The sequence below is a fragment of the Gordonia terrae genome (genome assembly GCF_001698225.1).
Lineage (GTDB): Bacteria > Actinomycetota > Actinomycetes > Mycobacteriales > Mycobacteriaceae > Gordonia > Gordonia terrae.
This window is the reverse complement of sequence record NZ_CP016594.1, coordinates 2436181-2455444: the sequence shown is the minus strand read 5'-3', so window position 1 is coordinate 2455444 and position 19264 is coordinate 2436181. Positions and strand designations below refer to the sequence as shown.

General features: G+C 70.2%; 17 protein-coding genes and 1 pseudogene. 4 read left to right on the top strand and 14 right to left on the bottom strand.

The annotated features are described in order from the left end of the window. Window positions 1–17 precede the first annotated feature (17 nt). From BCM27_RS11110 to BCM27_RS11085, 6 genes and pseudogenes are all read right to left on the bottom strand, one after another. Window positions 18–584 carry a pyridoxamine 5'-phosphate oxidase family protein gene (locus BCM27_RS11110; protein WP_004572245.1) on the bottom strand — a complete coding sequence of 189 codons (567 nt, stop codon included), beginning with the start codon at window positions 582–584 and terminating at the stop codon, window positions 18–20. A gap of 43 nt (window positions 585–627) precedes the next feature. Beyond that, a pseudogene (locus tag BCM27_RS11105) lies at window positions 628–1203 on the bottom strand (class I SAM-dependent methyltransferase); the annotation flags it as partial. A gap of 12 nt (window positions 1204–1215) precedes the next feature. Further along, window positions 1216–2751 (bottom strand): DHA2 family efflux MFS transporter permease subunit, encoded by a 1536-nt coding sequence (locus BCM27_RS11100; RefSeq protein ID WP_033203482.1) that lies wholly within the window; start codon window positions 2749–2751, stop codon window positions 1216–1218. A gap of 86 nt (window positions 2752–2837) precedes the next feature. Next, a complete protein-coding gene (gene cobA, locus BCM27_RS11095; protein WP_004572248.1) occupies window positions 2838–4127 on the bottom strand; it encodes a uroporphyrinogen-III C-methyltransferase in 1290 nt (429 codons plus the stop codon). A gap of 28 nt (window positions 4128–4155) precedes the next feature. Continuing rightward, entirely contained in the window at window positions 4156–4422 is a 267-nt protein-coding gene (locus BCM27_RS11090) for a hypothetical protein (RefSeq protein WP_239402786.1), read from the bottom strand. Between the two features lie 41 nt (window positions 4423–4463). Beyond that, window positions 4464–5471, bottom strand: coding sequence for an acyl-ACP desaturase (locus BCM27_RS11085; RefSeq protein WP_004572250.1), 1008 nt, complete (start codon window positions 5469–5471; stop codon window positions 4464–4466). Between the two features lie 141 nt (window positions 5472–5612). Here BCM27_RS11085 and BCM27_RS11080 point away from each other — a divergent pair, with 141 nt between their 5' ends. Next, window positions 5613–6308, top strand: a complete 696-nt coding sequence (locus BCM27_RS11080; RefSeq protein ID WP_004572251.1) for a response regulator — start codon at window positions 5613–5615, stop codon at window positions 6306–6308. Window positions 6309–6321: 13 nt separating this feature from the next. Here BCM27_RS11080 and BCM27_RS11075 read toward each other — a convergent pair whose 3' ends face one another. From BCM27_RS11075 to mqo, 6 genes are read right to left on the bottom strand one after another with little or no spacing between them, the layout of a single operon-like run. Continuing rightward, entirely contained in the window at window positions 6322–7935 is a 1614-nt protein-coding gene (locus BCM27_RS11075) for a GAF domain-containing sensor histidine kinase (RefSeq protein ID WP_004572252.1), read from the bottom strand. Then, complete coding sequence (locus tag BCM27_RS11070; RefSeq protein ID WP_004572253.1) at window positions 7935–9416, bottom strand: cobyrinic acid a,c-diamide synthase CobB; 1482 nt, start codon at window positions 9414–9416, stop codon at window positions 7935–7937. The genes BCM27_RS11075 and BCM27_RS11070 overlap by 1 nt, the downstream gene beginning before the upstream one ends. Then, on the bottom strand, window positions 9410–10027 hold the full coding sequence (cobO, locus tag BCM27_RS11065) for a cob(I)yrinic acid a,c-diamide adenosyltransferase (RefSeq protein WP_004572254.1): 618 nt from the start codon (window positions 10025–10027) through the stop codon (window positions 9410–9412). The genes BCM27_RS11070 and cobO overlap by 7 nt, the downstream gene beginning before the upstream one ends. 42 nt (window positions 10028–10069) lie before the next feature. After that, entirely contained in the window at window positions 10070–12058 is a 1989-nt protein-coding gene (locus tag BCM27_RS11060; RefSeq protein ID WP_004572255.1) for a VWA domain-containing protein, read from the bottom strand. Beyond that, window positions 12055–12534, bottom strand: a complete 480-nt coding sequence (locus BCM27_RS11055; RefSeq protein WP_004572256.1) for a GNAT family N-acetyltransferase — start codon at window positions 12532–12534, stop codon at window positions 12055–12057. Before BCM27_RS11055 ends, BCM27_RS11060 begins: the two co-directional genes overlap by 4 nt. A 47-nt stretch (window positions 12535–12581) precedes the next feature. After that, window positions 12582–14108: a malate dehydrogenase (quinone) gene (mqo, locus tag BCM27_RS11050; protein ID WP_004572257.1), complete on the bottom strand. Its 1527-nt coding sequence runs from the start codon at window positions 14106–14108 to the stop codon at window positions 12582–12584. On the opposite strand from mqo, the gene BCM27_RS25870 reads away from it, so the two are divergent. Genes BCM27_RS25870 through mtr form a run of 3 tightly spaced genes read left to right on the top strand, consistent with a single transcriptional unit; the run spans window position 14056 to window position 16729 of the window. Beyond that, complete coding sequence (locus BCM27_RS25870) at window positions 14056–14286, top strand: hypothetical protein (RefSeq protein WP_162180533.1); 231 nt, start codon at window positions 14056–14058, stop codon at window positions 14284–14286. The two genes, mqo and BCM27_RS25870, sit on opposite strands and share 53 nt — an antisense overlap. 20 nt (window positions 14287–14306) lie before the next feature. Continuing rightward, window positions 14307–15335 carry an alpha/beta hydrolase gene (locus BCM27_RS11045; RefSeq protein WP_004572258.1) on the top strand — a complete coding sequence of 343 codons (1029 nt, stop codon included), beginning with the start codon at window positions 14307–14309 and terminating at the stop codon, window positions 15333–15335. Next, entirely contained in the window at window positions 15332–16729 is a 1398-nt protein-coding gene (gene mtr, locus BCM27_RS11040) for a mycothione reductase (protein WP_004572259.1), read from the top strand. The genes BCM27_RS11045 and mtr overlap by 4 nt, the downstream gene beginning before the upstream one ends. Before the next feature lie 23 nt (window positions 16730–16752). Here the strand turns inward: mtr and BCM27_RS11035 are convergent, their stop codons facing one another. Together BCM27_RS11035 and BCM27_RS11030 are read right to left on the bottom strand one after the other, a co-directional pair. After that, window positions 16753–17556 carry an alpha/beta fold hydrolase gene (locus BCM27_RS11035; protein WP_033203557.1) on the bottom strand — a complete coding sequence of 268 codons (804 nt, stop codon included), beginning with the start codon at window positions 17554–17556 and terminating at the stop codon, window positions 16753–16755. 68 nt (window positions 17557–17624) lie between these two features. Beyond that, window positions 17625–19172, bottom strand: coding sequence for a cobyric acid synthase (locus tag BCM27_RS11030; protein WP_033203558.1), 1548 nt, complete (start codon window positions 19170–19172; stop codon window positions 17625–17627). Window positions 19173–19264: the final 92 nt, after the last annotated feature.

Below are 19264 nucleotides of genomic sequence, written 5' to 3'. Positions count from 1 at the left end.
CCCAACTCGATGGGGCGCTACCGCTCGTCGAACTCGAACAGCGTCGCGCCACCGGGCTCGACGGTCTGCAGAACGGTCGCCCGGCGCGGTGCGACGCGGTAGACGTGCCACGGCGGCGGGCCGGCCGACGGCGCACTGAAGTCGGCGGTCAGCGCGATCCCGGACTCGTCGACGCGACACGGCCAGCCGTCACTCGCCCACAGCTCTGCGAGTTCGGCGACGACGTCGGGTTCGGTGATCCGGCGCGCGTGCCCGTCGACGACGAGATCGGCGTCGTCGAGGGCGACCGACAAGGTGCAGCGTGGATCGCGCGCGAGATTGCGCGCCTTCCAGGTCGAGGGTCCGGTCTCGAGCCACAGCGCGTCTCGATGCCACAGCGCCCCGATGCCGGTGACGTGCGGACTGCCGTCGGGGTTGATCGTGGCGATCCACCATGTGTGCCGGTCGGGACCGCCGGTGCCGGGTGCCTGCGACACCCCGGCCGCCAGTCGCGCCGCGACGGGTTGCCAGGCGAGGGTGTCGATGTCGTAGAGCTCAGCGAGATTCTTGGCGTCCATACAGAGGTCGACCGCGCCGGCGGTCACAACTCATCGCCGAGCGCCGGGTGGCGGGCCGTGGCCTGTCGCGTCAGCGCGCGCGTGCGCGAGCACCGAAGGCGACCGCCGTGACGTCGAACGGTCCGTCACCGAGCCGTTCGTGGCAACCGTCACGGAGCCGTTCGCGCTGACCCGGCGAGAGCGTCGCGATGGTCTCCCCGATCGGGCCGACCGTGTGCAGGTGGGGCTCCCACCATTCGTCGAAATCCGGGTGCGTGACGGTCACCGGGATCTCGGTGGTCTCGACGTCGTCCAGTCCGGCTACGGTGAAGAACTCCGCGAGCTGCTCCTCGCGCCCGCCGGGAAGACCCCGCTCGTCGTGCACCGCCGGATCGAGCTCGCGGAGAACCGCCCACACAGCGGCCATCGGCTCCCGGGAACCTGCCAGATCCCAGACCGTGGCGCCCACCCACCCACCGGTGCGGGTGACGCGCCCCATCTCGGCGAGACCGGACACCGGGTCGGGCATGAAGTGCACGACGAGACATGCGCCGCACGCATCGAACGTCGCGTCGGCATAGGGCAGCTCGGCCGCCACGCCCCGGCGGACGTCGACTCCGGGATACGCCTCGCGGCAGGCGTCGACGAAGGGTTCGGAGGGATCGACAGCCGCGACGTGTCACCCGGTGGCTTTGTCACTTTCCGGGAGCCCCGCGTCGGCGGCTTCCTGAGCGGCTTGTCCCTCGGCCACCTGTTCGGGCGTGAACCGCATGAACAGCACGACGATCGCGGCGAGGACGGCGATGCCGGCGCAGGCTCCGAAGGCCAGTCCGTAGCCCTCGGCCTGCGCCGCGAGCTGAGCGGGATTCATCGTCTCCACGGGCGCGGTGGTGCCGCCCTTCGACAGTGCTCGCGAGGTCACCATCGCACCGACGACGACCAGGCCGACGGCGCCGCCGAGGTTCTGCGCCACCTGGGCCAGTGCGGTCAGCGGTCCGATCTCGGTGGTGCCCACCCCGGCCACCACGGACAGGGTCAGCGGGATGACCGCCAGACCGACGCCGAAGCCGATGACGACGACCGGGATGAAGATGCTCGGGAAATAGTCCGGCGAGTCGGTCGCGATCGACGATGCGTACAGGCAGCCGACGAGGATCACCGCGCCGCCGACCAGGACGAGCCAGCGCGGCTGGATCATCAGCGCCAGCTTCGACGCGATCGCCGCGGCGATGCCAAGTCCGAACGCGAAGGGCACCACCGCGAGCCCGCTCTGGATCGGTGAGTACTGCAGGATGCCCTGCAGGTACAGCGAGATGAAGACCGCCATGCACATCATGATCATGCTGGCCAGCAGGATCGCGAGCAGCGCCGCGACACGGGAGCTGTTGTCGAAGAGGGAGAACGGCAGCAGCGGGTTGCGGGCACGACGTTCGACCACGATGAACGCCGCCAGGGCGAGGGCGCCGAGGATGAACGACCCGACGACGACCGGCGCGGTCCAGCCGTTCGGTCCCTCGTTCACCGCGAGTACGAGCAGGGTGCAGCCCAGCGTGCCGAGGACCGCGCCGGGGACATCGAGGGGCAGTCGTTCCCCCTGGGACTCCCGGAGCGCGACGATCGCCCCGACCACGACGATCAGACCGATCGGCACGTTGATGAGGAAGACCAGGCGCCACGACAACTCGGTCAGCACCCCGCCGAGGATCAGCCCGGCCACCGATCCGACACCGGTCATGGCCGCGTAGACCGCGAAGGCCTGACTGCGCGGTTTGCCGGGCGCGAAGGTCGTGGCGACCAGGGCCATCGCGGTCGGCGCCGCGATCGCGGCCGACGCACCCTGCAGAGCCCGCCCGGCGAGGAGACTGGCCTCGTTCCATGCCAGACCACACAGCAATGACGTGAGTGTGAATGCGACGACCCCGACGATGAACATCCGTTTGCGACCGAAGGTGTCGCCGAGTCGGCCGCCGAGGAGCATGAGCCCGCCGAAGGCCAGCACATAGCTGCTGATGACCCAGTTGGCGCTCGACTCCGACAGGGCGAGTGCGTCCCGGATGCTCGGCAGCGCGAGCGCGGCGACGGTGCCGTCGAGCACGACGAGCAGTTGCATTCCGGACAGCACCAGGATCGGCAGGCCGAAGACCGGACGGAACTGCTCGCTGTTCACCGTTCCAGTGTTCACGGTTCCGGTGTTCACAGGTCCGGGAGTCGACATAGAGAACGACCGTACCGGCCGACGGCCGGGACATGCCAATCCCCGTTGATTCGGTCGGGCGCCGCTTCGGCCGGGTGCCGGTTCGGTCAGGCGCCCTCGGTGAACGCGGCCACGTCGCCGATGACCACGATCGCGGGCGGACGCAGTCCCTCCGCCTCGGCGACCTCGCCGGCGTGGGCGAGATCGGTACGCAGCAGCCGTTGGGTCGGCAGCGACCCGTTCTCGATCATCGCGACCGGGGTGTCGGGTCGGCGGCCGCCCTCGAGCAGCGCGTCGGCGAAGACGTCGACGCGTTCGACGGCCATCATCAGGACGAGGGTGCCCCGCAGCCTGCCCATCGCCGACCAGTCGATCAGCGAGTCGGGGTGGCCGGGTGGCACGTGCCCCGAGGCGATGACGATCTCGTGGGTGACGCCGCGGTGGGTGACCGGGATGCCCGCCGACGCCGGTGCGGCGATCGAGCTGCTGATCCCCGGGACCACGGTCACCGGGACGCCGGCGGCCACGCAGGCCTGCAGTTCCTCGAAGCCCCGTCCGTACACGTAGGGGTCGCCGCCCTTGAGACGGACCACGAACTTGCCCTCCTTGGCCTTCTCGACCAGGACGTCGTTGATGGCCTCCTGCTTCATCGCGCGGCCGTAGGGCACCTTCGCGGCGTCGATGATCTCGACCTGCGGGCCTAGCTCGGCGAGCAGTTCGGGCGGCGCGAGCCGGTCGGCGACCACGACGTCCGCCTCGGCGAGGAGCCGCTGCCCGCGGACGGTGATGAGGTCGGGGTCACCCGGACCGCCGCCGACGAGGGCCACGCCTGCGGCATGTGGTGCGGCGTCGTCGACGCTGAGCGAGCCCTCCGCCAGCGCGCGGCTGATCGCGGCGCGGAGCGCGGCCGACAGTTTGTGATCGCCGCCGGCGAGGACGCCGAACTGCACGTCGCGGTGGCGCCCGGACGCCGGTGTGACCGCGGTGCCGTGGCGGGCGTCGTCGGCGCGCACGCAGAACGTGTGCCTGCGCTCGGCCTCGGCGACCACCGCCTCGTTGACGGCCGGGTCGTCGGTGCAGGCCATCGCGTACCAGGCACCCTCGAGGTCCCCGTCGACGTAGCGACGCTGGGTGACGGTGATGCCGGTGAAGGACTCGACGGCGGGCGTCGGGTCGAGCGCGACGACGTGGACGTCGGCGCCGGCCGCCACGAGGTTGGGCAGGCGCCGCTGGGCGACGGACCCACCACCCACCACGACGACCTTCCGTCCGCGGAGGTCGAGGCCGACCAGGTAGTGCCCCTCGCCGGAGGGGAAGGCGTCGGGCCCGGGGGCGTGCGGGGGTCCTGGGACATTCGACCCCGGGACATTCGACAGGGCGGAGTCAGGCTCGGACATGGGAGCTGACACTACCGGGACGGCCGGGTCAGAGCGGCACCTCACCCGTGGAGCGGATGTGCGCCCACACGTCGGCCGCCGGGACCCCGAGGCGATGGGCTGCGGACTGCAGGAGCACGCCGAGCAGGGTCGAGGTGCAGAACGCGGCATCCAGCGAGTCGTCGGCGTTCACCCGGATCTCGTTCCACCACAACGGGTTGCGATCCGCGGCGGCCTCGGCCATGGCGATCGCGGTGGTGAACCCGGCGGGTGTGGTGGCCGAGGGCCCCGGGTCGGTCATCGTCGGGTCGGTCATCGTCGGGTCGGTCATCGTCGAGTCGATCACTGTCATGCCGGTCACTGTGTCCGTTGCTCGCGAGCGCGCTGTCGTTCCAGTGCGCGCTCGCGCGATTCCTCGAACTTGCGCACCTTGATGTCCATCTGTTCCAGGAACTCCGCGAGCAGTTCGCGGTAGTGCTCGCCGATCGGGCCGAAGTCGTCGCGCTCGAAGATGCGCCACTTGCGCAGGACCGGCATGACGACATCCGACATGTGTTGCGGCAGATCGTAGATGCCGCCCTTGGCGATCAGCACCGCGTTGCGCCGGAAGTTCGGCATGGTCGCGCCGGGCATCTGGAAGTTCGTCACGATCGCGTGGATGGCCGCCATGGTCTGATCGGGAACGAGGTCGAGGGCACCCGCGACGATGTTGCGGTAGAAGAGCATGTGCAGGTTCTCGTCGGCCGCGACACGTTGGAGCATGCGGTCGGCGATCGGGTCACCGCACGCCTTTCCGGTGTTGCGATGCGACACCCGGGTGGCCAGTTCCTGGAAGCTGACGTAGGCGACCGCGAAGAGCATGTCGAAACTGTGGTCGCGCTGGCCGTCGTCGTCGGGCAGCGGGTTGAACCCGGACGTCATGTGCGCCATCCGGATCTCTTCGAGTTCGACCGGGTCGACGCCGCGGGTCACCACCAGGTAGTCCCGCATGACGATCGAGTGGCGGTTCTCCTCGGCGGTCCAGCGGCCCACCCACCAGCCCCAGGCGTCGTCGAGGGTGAAGTTGTCGGCGATCACCCGGTGATACGACGGCAGGTTGTCCTCGGTCAGCAGGTTGGTGATCATCGCGGCCTTGGCGACATCGGAGAGCCGGGATTGCGACGGGTCCCAGTCGTGTCCACCCAGGGCCGCGAAGTTGCGTCCGTCGTCCCAGGGCACGTAGTCGTGCGGGTGCCAGTCCCGGGTCATCTTCATGTGCCGTTCGACTTCGGTCTCGCACACCGGCAGCAGTTCGCGCAGCAGGTCCGAGCCGGTCATGCCGGAGTTGCCGAGGTCGGTGTCGGGGGGTCCGATGAGGGTTGTCACATGCTCTCCTGGTCGCGGGCCGGGGGTCGTACCGTTCACTCTGCGCGACGGGACGGGTGGTGTTCGTGAGGCAAAAGTCCCGCCTGGATGGGGTCCGACGTCGCGAGTTGGCAGAGCCGGACATCCGGTACTTTCAGACCCATGGCCCCTGTCACGACGGATTCGCCCACCACCGATCCGACCGCGTCACCGACCCCCGTACGCGCCTATCTCGTCGACGACCACGAACTCGTCCGGCGCGGCCTGCGGGACCTTCTCGGGACCGCGGGCGACATCGAGGTGGTCGGTGAGGCGGCGTCGGTCGGCGAGGCCCTCGTCGGCATCCTCGCGACCAGGCCCGATGTCGCCGTCCTCGACGTCCGCCTGCCCGACGGCAGCGGCGTCGAGCTGTGCCGGGACGTCCGTGCCGCCGAACCCGGGATCCAGTGTCTGATGCTGACGAGCTATGCCGACGACGACGCGCTGCTCGCCGCGGTTCTCGCCGGAGCGTCGGGTTTCGTCCTCAAACAGATCCTGGGCCACAACCTGGTCGCCGCCGTCCGGACCGTCGGCCGGGGCGGCTCGCTGCTCGACGACCGGTCGACGGCGGCGCTGCTGGCCAAGTTGCGCGACGGAAAGCAGACCGAGAAGGACCCGCTCGCCGAGCTGACCCACCAGGAGCGCGAGGTGTTCGCACTCATCGGCGAGGGGCTGACCAACCGCCAGATCGCCGAGCGGATGTTCCTGGCGGAGAAGACGATCAAGAACTATGTGTCGCGCATCCTGGGCAAGCTGGACATGCAGCGACGCACCCAGGTCGCGGTGATGGCGACCAAGCTCCGCGACGGCAGGGACTGAGCCGGGAGGCGAGCTATCCCAGGAGAGGCACGGACCAGGTGAGCGTCGTCCCGCCCGTGCGGGTGAAGACGCTGAACGTCCCGTCGCAGTCCTCGGCCCGCCGCGTCAGGTTCTCCAGTCCGCGATAGGTCACGTCGGCGCCGATGCCGATGCCGTCGTCGCTGATCTCGACCGTCAGCACGTCGTCGGCGGTCACCGAGACCTCGATGTGCTCGGCGCGCGCGTGCCGCAGCGCGTTGCTCAACCCCTCCCGCAGGACCGCGTCGATGTGCGGTCCGAGGGAATCCGGCACCACCGTGTCGACCGGGCCGTCGAACTCCACGCTCGGGGAGATGGATGCGTGCCCGGACAATTCGGCGACGATGTCGAGGACCCGCCGCCGCAGTGTCTGATCGGCATCGGGTCCATACGCCGTCTGCAGGTCGAAGATCGAGGTCCGGATCTGCGCGATCGTGCGGTCCAGATCGGTCATGATCTGTTCGAGGCGCGCGGTCGCGGCAGCCGGGTCGGTGGTCCCGGCCAGCAGCGTCTGGACCGACATCCCCACCGCGAAGAGTCGCTGGATGACGTGATCGTGCAGGTCGCGGGCGATCCGGTGCCGGTCTTCGAGGACCTCCAGATCGCGGGCGATCTGCTGCTGCTCGGCGTAGACCACCGCCAGTGAGGCGACTTCGGCGACACCCGCGAGACCGGCGATCTCCTCGTCGTCCCAGTACGGCCGTTTGCGGTGGGTGATGAGCATCCACCCGAACGCCCCCGAGGCGCGCTGGAGCGGCTGCACCGAGGTCCAGCGCGCGCCGTGGCGGATGAGCGAGTCGGCGATCTGACCGGCTCGCTGCACCCGCAGGGCCGTGGCGTCCGGCGCGATGAAGGTGTCGACCTCGACCGGGTCACCGGTGTGACCACGCAGTTCCACCTGTCCGGCCAGCTCGGTGAACAAGTACACGTCGACGGCGCCGACCAGATCGGCGACGTCGGCACACATGCGGGACATGGTGTCCGACAGCGCGATTCCGGCGAGCGGCTCCGACCCGCGCCGGGCGAGGACCTGCATCCAGCGGTGCCGGGTGCGGGCCCGCTCGAACAGGCCCGCATTGTCGACGGCGATCCCCGCGGCGACCGCGAGCACCGCGACGACGGTCTCGTCGACCTCGGAGAAGTCCTCCGCGGACCGCTTCTCGGTCAGGTAGATACTGCCGAAGACCTCCCCGCGCACCATGATCGGCGCCCCGAGGAACGTGTGCATCGGCGGGTGGTTCGGCGGGAAGCCGACCGAGGTCGGGTGGGCGCCGAGGTCGTGGATGCGGTGCAGGCGGGGGTCGTCGATGAGCAGGCCCAGCACCCCGCGTCCGACGGGGAGGTGCCCCATGGTGGCCCGCTGGGCATCGGTGATCCCGATGTGCACGAACTCACTCAGGCCGCCGTCGGGACCGCGCACGCCGAGGGCGCCGTACTGGGCATCGACCAGCCCCGCCGCGACCTCGACGATGCGCTGCAGCGCCCGGTCGAGTTCGACGCCCTGCCCGACGACGAGGACCGCCTCCAGCAGTTCCCGGAGCAGCGCCGGGTCGTCGGCGCCGTGGTCGGCCAACGCGTCGAGCGTCTCCCGGAGCCGATGGTCGAGCATCAGGACATCCCGGCGGTGTTCCCGGCCCGCGACGCCGATCTCGCCGGGGCCACCGCGGCGGCACGGGAGACGAAGCGACACAGCGCTTCCGGGATCGCCGCGGGGTGCAGGTGCAGGTAGGAGGCGTGCACCGAGGAGGTCGTCACCCCGTGCGTCGAAGCCCGGCCGGCCGTGTCCCGCCACGCCCAGGCGGGTGCGAGCGCCCCGTCCCCGACCCCGCTGCGGTGGAATTCGTGGCCGGTCACGCGTTCGCCGGTCCGGAACAGGACCGAGTCGCTCACGGCGACGGCGTCGCGATAACCGAGTGTCAGGGTGGGGCCGAAGTGGCCGGGGATGTCGAGGACGCCGCTCATCGGGTGCCCGTCGAGCTGCTCGCACAGGTACAGCAGACCCGCGCATTCGGCGTGGATCGGTCGGCCCGCGGCGGCATGCGCGCGGAGGTCGGCGCGCAGCACCTCGTTGGCGGCCAGCGCCTCGGCGTGTTCCTCCGGGAAGCCACCGCCGATCACGACACCGGCCGCGTCGGCCGGCAGCCGGTCCACGAGCGGGTCGAACACGACGACGCGCGCGCCGGCGGCCGTCAGCATCTCGGCGTGCTCGGTGTAGCCGAAGGTGAACGCCGCTCCCCCGGCGACGGCGATCACCGGTGACCCGGTCAGATCAGTGTGGCGATGGGGCGCAACGGCTTCCGCCGCCGACCACGGCGTCGCGTCGGGTGTCGACCGGCCGCGGGCGGCGGCGACGATGGCCGGGAGATCGAGGGCGCCGCGCAGGTGCTCGGTCATCGCGTCCACGGCCGCGACCGCATCGGCATTGCGTTCGGCGGCCGGGATCAGGCCCAGGTGGCGGGAGGGCACCGTCAGCGACGGGTGACGGCGCAGCACGCCGAGGACCGGCAGTCCCACCCGCGCGGCCGCCTGCCTGAGCACCATCTCGTGACGCGGCGAACCGACCCGGTTCAGGATCACGCCCGCGATCGACACCGAGGGGTCGTAGGACAGGAATCCGTGCAGCACGGCGGCCAGCGACTGGCTGTGGCCCGCGGCGTCCACGACGAGGATCACCGGCGCGCCGATCATCGACGCGACGTGCGCGGTGGACCCGACACCGAGGGAGCCGTCCTCGTCCGCGGTGCCGGAGTCGACGATGCGGCCGTCGAACAGGCCCATCACGCCCTCGACGACCGCGATGTCGGCGCCCGCGGCGCCATGGGCGAAGAGCGGCGCGATACGGTCGGCGCCCACCAGATTCGGGTCGAGATTGCGCCCCGGCCGGCCGGCCGCGACGGCGTGGTACCCGGGATCGATGTAGTCCGGACCGACCTTGAAGGGCGCCACCCGGTGACCGGCCGCCCGCAGGGCACCGATGAGGCCGGTGGTCACGGTCGTCTTGCCGCTGCCGGACGACGGCGCGGCGATCACTACGGCCGGCGTCGAACCGGCGGCCGGAGCCCCGGTGGTGGCCCCCGTGGGTGTCACCATTCGATCCCCTTCTGCCCCTTGCGGCCGGCGTCCATCGGGTGGGCGATCTTGCGCATCTCGGTGACCAGATCGGCGGCGTCGACGAGTTCGGCCGGCGCGCGCCGGCCGGTGATGACCACGTGCTGGCGTCCGTGACGTCGGGCGAGGGTCTCGACGACCTCGGTGGTGTCCACCCATCCCCAGTGCAGCGGGTAGGTGAACTCGTCGAGGACGTAGAAGTCGTGTTCGCCTGCGTCGAGACGGCGGGCGATCTCGGCCCACCCCGCCTGCGCGGCGGCGGCGTGGTCGTCATCGTGGTCGGAGTTGGCGCGCAGCCACGACCAGCCCTGGCCCATCTTGTGCCACTCGACCGGACCGCCGGCACCGGTCTCGGCGTGGACCCGATCGAGGGCGAGCATCGTCGACTCCTCCCCGACCTTCCACTTCGCGCTCTTGACGAACTGGAACACCGCGACGCGCATGCCCGCGTTCCACGCGCGCATCGCCATGCCGAAGGCAGCGGTCGACTTGCCCTTGCCGTCGCCGGTGTGCACCGCGAGCACAGGCTGATTGCGGCGCTGTCGCGTCGTCAGCCCGTCGTCGGGGATGCTGACCGGAACTCCTTGGGGCACTCGACTTCTCCTCGCGCTGTCAGTGGTCGGTTCGGTGGCGGGTCAGGCCGCCCCGCGTGCGGGTGCCGGTCCGGTGAGGGCGGTGGCCGACAGTTCGTCCATGGGGATCAGGCTCGCGCCGAGGTGGGCCGCGAGATCGCCGGCCAACCCGAGCCGGACCATTCCCTGCTCGCAGTCGACGACCACGGACCCGATGCCGCGCCGCCGGATGCCGTCCGCGGCCTCCCGTGCGCGTGTCATCGCGCTCCGTCCCGACGCGTCACGGCCGGACGTGGCCCGCCCGTCGGTGAGCACCACGAGCAGCGGCCGCCGGTCGGGTTCGGCGCGGCGACACCGCTGCACGACGTCGGCCGCCAGTTGCAGACCCTCACCGAGGGGCGTCCGACCACCGGTACGAATCTCCTCCAGGCGGCGCACCGCGATCTCGACCGACTTCGTGGGCGGCACCGCGAGTGTCGCGGCGGACCCCCGTGCGACGACGACCGCGACGCGGTCGCGGCGGGTGTAGGAGTCGCGCAGCATCTCCACGCACAGCTCGGACACCGCGGCCAGCCGCCGCCGGGCGGTCATCGAACCGCTGAGATCGACCACGAACACGACCAGGTTCGACTCCTGACCGATCCGCTGCGCAGACCGCAGATCCGGGGCGGCGATCCGAACACTGCCGGGCCCGGTCCCGTCCTCGCGTCCGGCGGCCCGGCCGGCGGCGGCGAGGACGGTGCCGAACAGGTGAACCGGTCGGGCGGCGTCGAAGTCGACGGCGTGGGTGGTGTGCCCGCGGCGGCTGCGGGCCTTCGAGCGGCGGCCCGGGTCGCCGTCGCCGAGGCCGTCGACGCGCAGGGTCCTCAGCCGGCGACCGGTGGGGGCCGGCGCCGCGCCGAATGCGGGGCCGGGTGCGTGCTGCGGGGCGTCGTCGGTGCCGGGTGCGTCGGCGGCCTCGGGTGCGGCATCGGGTGCCGTGCCGGCCTCTGGTGCCGCCGGCGGCTCGCCTCCACCACCGGGTGGTGGCGTCTCGGGTGGTCCCGGGTCGTCGTCGGGCGTCTCGGGTCCGGCGGCTTCGTCGCCCGCCGACATGGCCTCGTCGAGCTGATCCTGGGTGAGCCCGGATTCGTCGAAGGGATTGCGGCGCCTGCGATGTGGCAGCGCGAGCTCGACGGCCGCGCGGACATCGACGTCCTCGACCACGTCGGCACCGCGCCAGGCGGCGTGCGCGAGCGCGGTCCGCGCCACCACGATGTCGCCGCGCAGGCCGTCGACGTCGAGGTGCGCACAGATCCCGGCGATCCGCCGCAACTCCCGGTCCGGGAGTCCGACGGCGCCCACTGCGGCCCGCGCGGTCGCAATGCGTTGCGTCAGTTCGTGTTCGGCGTCGGCGTGGGCGGCGACGAACGATGCCGGATCGGCGTCGTAGGCCATCCGCCGGCGCACCACCTCCACGCGTTCGTCGACCTCGCGACCGGCCGCCACGTCGACGGCGAGCCCGAACCGGTCGAGCAACTGCGGACGGAGCTCCCCCTCCTCCGGGTTCATGGTGCCGACGAGCACGAAATCGGCGGCCTGCGTGTGCGACACGCCGTCGCGCTCGATCGTGACCCGCCCGCTCGCCGCCGCATCGAGCAGCACGTCCACGAGATGGTCGGCGAGCAGATTGACCTCGTCGATGTAGAGGACCCCGCGGTGCGCACGGGCGAGCAGACCGGGAGTGAACTCCGCGCGGCCGTCCCGCAGCACCGAGGTGAGGTCGAGGGAGCCGATCACCCGGTCCTCGGTCGCGCCGATCGGCAGCTCCACGACGCGGCCGGCGGACTCGTCCGCCGCCCCGGGGGAATTCAGCAAGGGGCCGAGTCCACGGACGATCGTCGACTTCGCGGTGCCCTTCTCGCCGCGGATCAGGACACCTCCGATGCCCGGCGAGATGGCCGAGAGGATCAGCGCGAGTTTCAGTTGCTCCTGGCCGACGACGGCGCTGAAGGGGTACCGCACCTCAGCAGGTGGACCGGCAGGGGCGGGAGGTTCACCGTAGGGGGTCATCGCGACCCGGCGCGGAGCATCGACACGTGGGGTATCCCGTCCTCGAGGTAGTCCTCGCCGTCGCGGGCGAAGCCGAACTTGCCGTACATGTCGGTCAGGTAGGCCTGTGCCTCGATCCGGCACGGCCGGTCCCCGACCTCGTCGAGCGCCGCGGTCATGAGGGTCGACACGAGACCGTGGCCCCGATGGTTCCGCTCGGTGCACACCCGCCCGATCCGGAAGACCTGACCGCCATCGGCCTGCGGTTCCTCCAGCAGACGCAGGGTGGCCAGCACCGACCCCGCCTCGCCGGACCCGTTCTCGTCGGTGATCCAGAACTGTCGCGTGGTCGGTTCCAGATCCCGTCCGTCGAGTTCGGGGTACGGACACGCCTGCTCGACGACGAAGACCTCGACCCGCAGCCGCAGTATCCGATACAGCGTGGCTGCGTCGATGTCATCGGCCAGGGCGCGATGCACCCGCGGTTCGGAGATCATGTGTCGTGGTTAGCACACAACGCGACCGGACTTCATCTCGCGAGTGATCAGCCGGCGGTGGCGGGGGCGAGCCGACCCGTCTCGGCCGGGGTCTCGGTCCGCTCGGTCAGCTGCAGGGACTTGTTCGTCCAGTCCCAGACCTGGCGGTACAGGTCGCGGTTGCCGTTCAGCTTCTGGCCGAAGGAAGGGATGATCCCGGACAGCTTCGACGACCAGCCCGCGTACTCCTTCGGGAAGCACTGCTCGAGAACCGAGATCATCGCCGGGACGGCGGTCGAGGCACCGGGGGATGCACCCAGCAGACCGGCGATGGTGCCGTCGCCTGCGGCGACGACCGCGGTGCCGAACTCCAGCTGCCCACCCACGCCGGTCTTGCGGATGACCTGCACGCGCTGGCCGGCGGTGATGAGCTCCCAGTCGGCGCCGAGCGCGCGGGGAACGAACTCCGAGAGCGTCTTCACCCGGTCGGCGGGGCCGGCGGCGAGCTCGCTGATGAGGTACTTGAGGAGTCCGAACTCCTTCGGTGCGATCGACACCATCGGGAGCAGGTTGCCCGGCTTGATCGACGCGGGCAGGTCGGTGATCTTGCCGCTCTTGAGGAACTTCGGGGACCACCCGGCGTACGGACCGAACAGCAGGCCGGGCTTGTGGTTGATGACCCGGGTGTCGAGGTGAGGCACCGACATCGGCGGCGCACCCACGGCAGCCTGCCCGTAGACCTTCGCGTGGTGCTCGGCGACGAGATCGGGATTGGTGCAGCGGAAGAACTCACCGGACACCGGGAATCCGCCGAATCCCTTGGCCTCCTTGATCCCCGACTTCTGCAGCAGATGCAGTGCGCCACCACCGGCACCGACGAAGACGAACTTCGCGTGCACGGACAGCTTCTCCCCGGTCCGCCCGTTGCGGACCTTGACGATCCAGCTGCCGTCGGACTGCTTGGACAGGTTGGTGACCGAGTGGCCGAAGTAGATGTCGGCGCCGTGTGCGACGTAGTTGAGGAGTTGCTGGGTGAGCGCGCCGAAGTCGACATCGGTGCCCTGATCGAACCAGTTCAATGCGACCGGGTCGGCGAAGTCGCGCCCCTGCGACATCAGCGGCAGCCGCGCGGTGAACTCGGCGGGGTCGTCGATGTACTCCATGCCCTCGAACAAGGTCTGCGTGGCGAGATTGTCGTAACGCTTGCGCAGGTACTTCTGCCCCTCCGCGCCGTGCGTGAACGCGACGTGCGGGATCGGGTTGATGAACTCCGACGGGTCGCCGAGGATGCCGTTGTCGACCGCATGGGCCCAGAACTGGCGCGAGACCTGGAACTGCTCGTTGATGGTGAGCGCCTTGTCGATGTTGACGTCACCGTCGGCGGTCTTCGGCGTGTAGTTGAGCTCGCAGAGCGCCGAGTGGCCGGTGCCGGCGTTGTTCCACGGGTCACTGCTCTCCGCGGCTGCCGCGTCGAGCTGCTCGAACAGGCTGATCGACCAGTCGGGCTGCAACTGCCGGAGCAGTGCACCGAGGGTGGCGCTCATGATTCCCGCACCCACCAACGCGACGTCGGTCGTGATCTCCGTTTTCGACACCTGGACTCCACTTCACCTGGTGGGACACTGTGACCTGAGTTCGTCGCGGCACGTCGTCCCGGATGGCAACTTCTTCTACCGGGCACTTCTCGCCCGATCCTTCTCAACCGCCATTGTCCAGCATGGCATGTCCCCCGACAGAATCGACCTGCGCAACTGTGTGCTGCATGACACCTGAGCAGTCGGTGACCTGTCACTATGCTGGCTGCCGTGAGCGCATCCGACGCCGCCGACTGGCGGCCCGACCGATTCCTCGAGGACTACCGGCAACGCGTGCTCCCGCTGGGCCCCGACCCCGACGGCGAGTCGCCGGTCACCGCAACCCTGGTGCGCCGCGCCGAGACGTCACCCGCACGCGGTGCGGTGCTCTACGTCCACGGCTTCACCGACTACTTCTTCCACGAGCCGCTCGCCGACTTCTTCGTCGACCGCGGTTACGCGTTCTACGCGGTGGATCTCCGCAAATGCGGACGGTCACGCCAGGCGCACCACACGCCACACTTCACCACCGACCTCGCGATGTACGACGAGGAGCTCAACGCCTCGCTCCGGATCATCCTCGGCGAGGTCGGCCCCGATTGTCGGGTCGTGGTGGCCGGCCACTCGACCGGCGGTCTCATCACCGCGCTCTGGCTCGACCGGCTGCGGCAGCGTGAGCCCGACCTGCACGCCGCGGTCGACGGGCTGCTGCTCAACTCCCCCTGGTTCGATCTGCAGGGCGATGCGATCCTGCGCACGCTCCCGGTGACCATGCTCATCAAGGCGGTCGCCGCCGTCGCGCCGACGAGGGTGATCCCGAAGGAACTCTCGCAGGCCTACGGCGAGAGCCTGCACGACAGCGCCCACGGCGAGTGGAACTACGACCTGTCGGCGAAACCGCTGGGCGGCTTCCCGGTCACCTTCGGGTTCCTCGACGCGGTCCGCACCGGGCAGCGGCGCCTGCACCGCGGCATCGACGTCGGCGTTCCTGCACTCGTGTTACGTTCGGACAAAACGCATTTCGCCCGGACCTACTCCGCGTCCACCGATCACGCCGACGCCGTCCTCGACGTCACCCACATCGCCCGCTGGAGCGGCTGTCTCGGCGGCCGGGTGACCGCGGTACCGATCCCCGACGCCCGGCATGACGTATTCCTGTCCGTCCGGCACGCTCGTGAACACGCGTATCGCGAGGTCGATCACTGGTTGTCCGCCGTCCTCTCAACCGAAAGCGAGAACCCCCTATGACCGCCACACAGGTCGTCGACCTGGCCATCATCGGCTCCGGGAGCGGCAACGCGATCCCCGACGACCGGTTCGCGGACAAGACCCTCGCGATTTTCGAGGAGGGCGTCTACGGCGGCACCTGCCTCAACGTGGGCTGCATCCCGACCAAGATGTTCGTCTACGCCTCCGAGGTGGCCGAGATCGCCACCCACGGCGCCCGCCTGGGCGTCCACGCGAAGGTGGACTCGGTCGACTGGCCGGGGATCGTCGAGCGCGTGTTCGGCCGCATCGATCCACTGTCGCAGGGCGGCAAGGAGTATCGCGTCGACCGGTGCGAGAACATCACCGTGTACGACTCCCACGTCGAGTTCGACGGACGCGACGACGACGGCCGCTATCGACTGGTCACGCGAGACGGCGACACGGTCCTCGCCGCCGAGGTGGTGCTCGCCGCCGGGTCGCGCGCGGTCATCCCCGACGTCATCGCCGACTCGGGTGTCACCTACTACACCAACAACGACGTCATGCGTCTGCCCGAGCTGCCCGAACGCCTGATCATCGCCGGGAGCGGTTACATCGCCGCCGAGTTCGCGCACGTCTTCGGCGCACTGGGCTCACATGTGTCGATCATCGCGCGCGGACCGGCACTGCTGCGCAAGCAGGACGCCGACATCTCCAACCGCTTCACCGAGGTCGCCCGGGAGAAGTGGGACGTCCGGCTCGAGACCACGATCACCCACGCCGAGAACCTGCCCGACGGCGGTGTGCGAGTGGAGCTTTCCGACGGCACGACGATCGAGGCCGATGTGCTCCTGGTCGCGACGGGGAGGCAGCCCAACGGCGACCGGCTCAACCTCGACTCCGTCGGCATCGAACTCGACGACGAGGGCCGGGTGCGGTGCGATCAGCACGGGCGCACCGCCGCGCGCGGCGTGTGGACGCTCGGCGACGTCAGCTCGCCCTACCAGCTCAAGCACGTCGCCAACCACGAGCAGCGGGTCGTTCAGGCCAATCTCCTGAAGGGCTGGGACGCAGCCGATCTGGATGCGTTCGACCACCGGTTCGTGCCGGCTGCGGTGTTCACCCACCCCCAGATCGCATCGGTGGGCCTGACCGAGGGAGAGGCCCTCGACGCCGGCCTCGACATCGCCGTCAAGGTGCAGGCCTACGGCGACGTCGCCTACGGCTGGGCCATGGAGGACACCACCGGATTCTGCAAGCTGATCGCCGAGCGGGGCACCGGTAGGCTGCTGGGCGCGCATCTCATCGGCCCGCAGGCACCGACCGTCATCCAGCCGGTCATCCAGGCGATGCACTTCGGACAGACCGCACACGAGTTGGCGCGCGGGCAGTACTGGATCCACCCGGCGATGCCCGAGGTCCTCGAGAACGCACTGCTCGGGCTCGAGATCTGACCGCCCGGCGATCGCCGGGCGGCTCAGAAGATCGTTGAGCGCAGCGCGATCTCGCTGGCGAGGGCCGGAGCCGCGTGCTGCGGGATCCAGTGGTCCACGCCGGCGAGTTCGCAGAAGCGGAAGTCGCCGTAGACGTACCGGCCGCTACCCTGCGCCTGTTCGCGGCCCAGCGCGGTGTCGGCGTCGCTCCACAGCAGCGTCGTCGGGATCTCCACGGGCGGGCATGCCATCGTCGCCTTGATGTCGCCGGTGAAGTTCGCGCGGTACCAGTTCAGCGCCGCGGTCAGCGCCCCCGGCTCCCGGAGAGGGGCGAGCTCGTCCGCGGTGATCCCAACGGTCCGCAGCTCCGCCCCGTCGTCGGCGAGCAACTTCTCCTCGGCCCCGTCGGCGACGAAATCGAGGATGTACGACGAACGTTCACGCTGATCGCTGCCGACGAGCGCGTCGCGCATGGCCGACGGGTGCCCGGTGCTCCCGACGACGAGTCCGGTGAACCGGTCGGGATACTTCCCGGCGAGGTGCCACGCGACGATGCCACCCCAGTCGTGTCCGACCAGGATCGCGTAGCCGATGCCCAGCGCGTCGAGCACACCGATCACATCGGAGACGAGGTGGGTGAGGCGGTAGTCGTCCACCTCGGCGGGTCGCGCGCCCGGGCTGTATCCGCGCTGATCGATCACCAGGGTGCGCAGGCCCGACTCGTGCAAGCGCGGGAGGACCTGGTCGTAGCAGCTTCCGTTCACCGGGAAGCCGTGCAGCAGCAGAACCCACGGACCGGTCTCCGGTCCCCCGATCCGGACGTCGAAGGTGAGGCCGTTCACGGTCACCTGCGTGGCTTCAGTCATTGGGCCACGATAACCCGGCCGGCACCACCCGTCGACGGTGGCCGCAACGCCTAGAAGGCTTCGAGGTGGTGCCGGATGATCGGCGGATTGTGTGGCGGCCCTTGTTCGATGAGGCGCGTCACGGCGTCGAGGTCGAGGTGGTCGGTGACGAGGTCGGCCATCTGGTCGACCTGCCGTCGGCGTTCGGCGTCGACGTCGGTGTCCGGTGCCACACGGAATCCGCGCACCCCGGCCTCGGCGGCGACGTCGACGAGCAGACGGCGACGGAAATCGTTGCACGCCAGCAGTCCGTGCCAGTGCGTACCCCGCACGGCTCCGCGGACCGCACCCTCCGGTCCGTACCTGTCGTCGACGATCCAGGTGTCCTCCGCCGACCGGACCACGCGGCCGTGATGGATCTCGTAACCGCTGATCGGGCCGCCCCCGGTGCCGGTGACCTGCCGCACGGTCTTGTCGGTGTGGAACTCGATGTCGAGGTCGAACAGCCCCAGTCCCGGCACCCGCCCGCGACCGGATTCCACCCGGTCGTCGAGCGTGCGCCCGAGCATCTGGAAACCGCCGCAGACGGCGACGATCGGACGGCCGCGAGCGGCGCGTTCGCTCAGCGCCTCGCCGATGCCGCGCGCCCGCACCCACTCGAGGTCGGCGACGGTGGCGCGGGTGCCGGGCACGACCACGAGGTCGGCGGCCGCGACCCCGGCCGGGTCGTCGACCCAGGTGACGTCGACTCCCGGTTCGCAGGCGAGCGCCTCGACGTCGGTCGAGTTCGAGATCCGCGGCAGGCGGATGGCCGCGACCCGTAACCGGGCGCCCGGGGTGGAGCCGGACTCGGTGAACGACCGTGGCGGCCCGACGCGGCGCCCGACCGGCGCGGCGAGGGAGTCCTCGGCGTCGAGCCACAGGTCGTCGGCGAACGGCACCACGCCGAACGTCGGCCGTCCGGTGATCGCCTCGACCTGGCGAAGCCCGGGTTCGAGGATCGACGGGTCGCCGCGGAACTTGTTGATCACGAAACCCGCGATCAGCGCCTGATCGGCGTCGTCGAGAACGGCGGTGGTCCCGAACAGGTGGGCCAGCGATCCGCCCCGGTCGATGTCGGTCACCAGCAGCACGGGAAGACGTGCCGCCTGGGCGAGACCGAGATTGGCGATGTCGTTGGCGCGCAGATTGATCTCGGCGACGGAACCCGCACCCTCGCAGATGACGACGTCGAAATCCGCACGCAGACCCGCCAATTCGTCGGCGACGACGGCGCGCAGACGCGCCCGCCAGGCCAGGTAGTCGGCGGCGCCGACGTCACCGGCCGGCCGGCCCCGGAGGATGACATGCGAGCGACGGTCACTGCCCGGTTTGAGCAGCACGGGGTTGAACCGGGTGGACGGTTCGAGCCCGCATGCGAACGCCTGCAACGCCTGCGCGCGCCCGATCTCGCCGCCGTCGAGGGTGACCATCGAGTTGTTCGACATGTTCTGCGCCTTGAACGGCGCGACACGAACGCCCATCCGGCTCAGCGCCCGGCACAGTCCGGCGACGATCAGGCTCTTGCCGGCATCGCTGCTGGTACCACCCACGAGCAGCGCGCCACCGAGTCCGTCCACCCGGACAGCGTAGTGGTCCCGAGACACACCGCCGGATGGCGCCGACCCCAGTGGCGTCGTTCACACGACACACCGTTCGCCTCGCGAGCCGG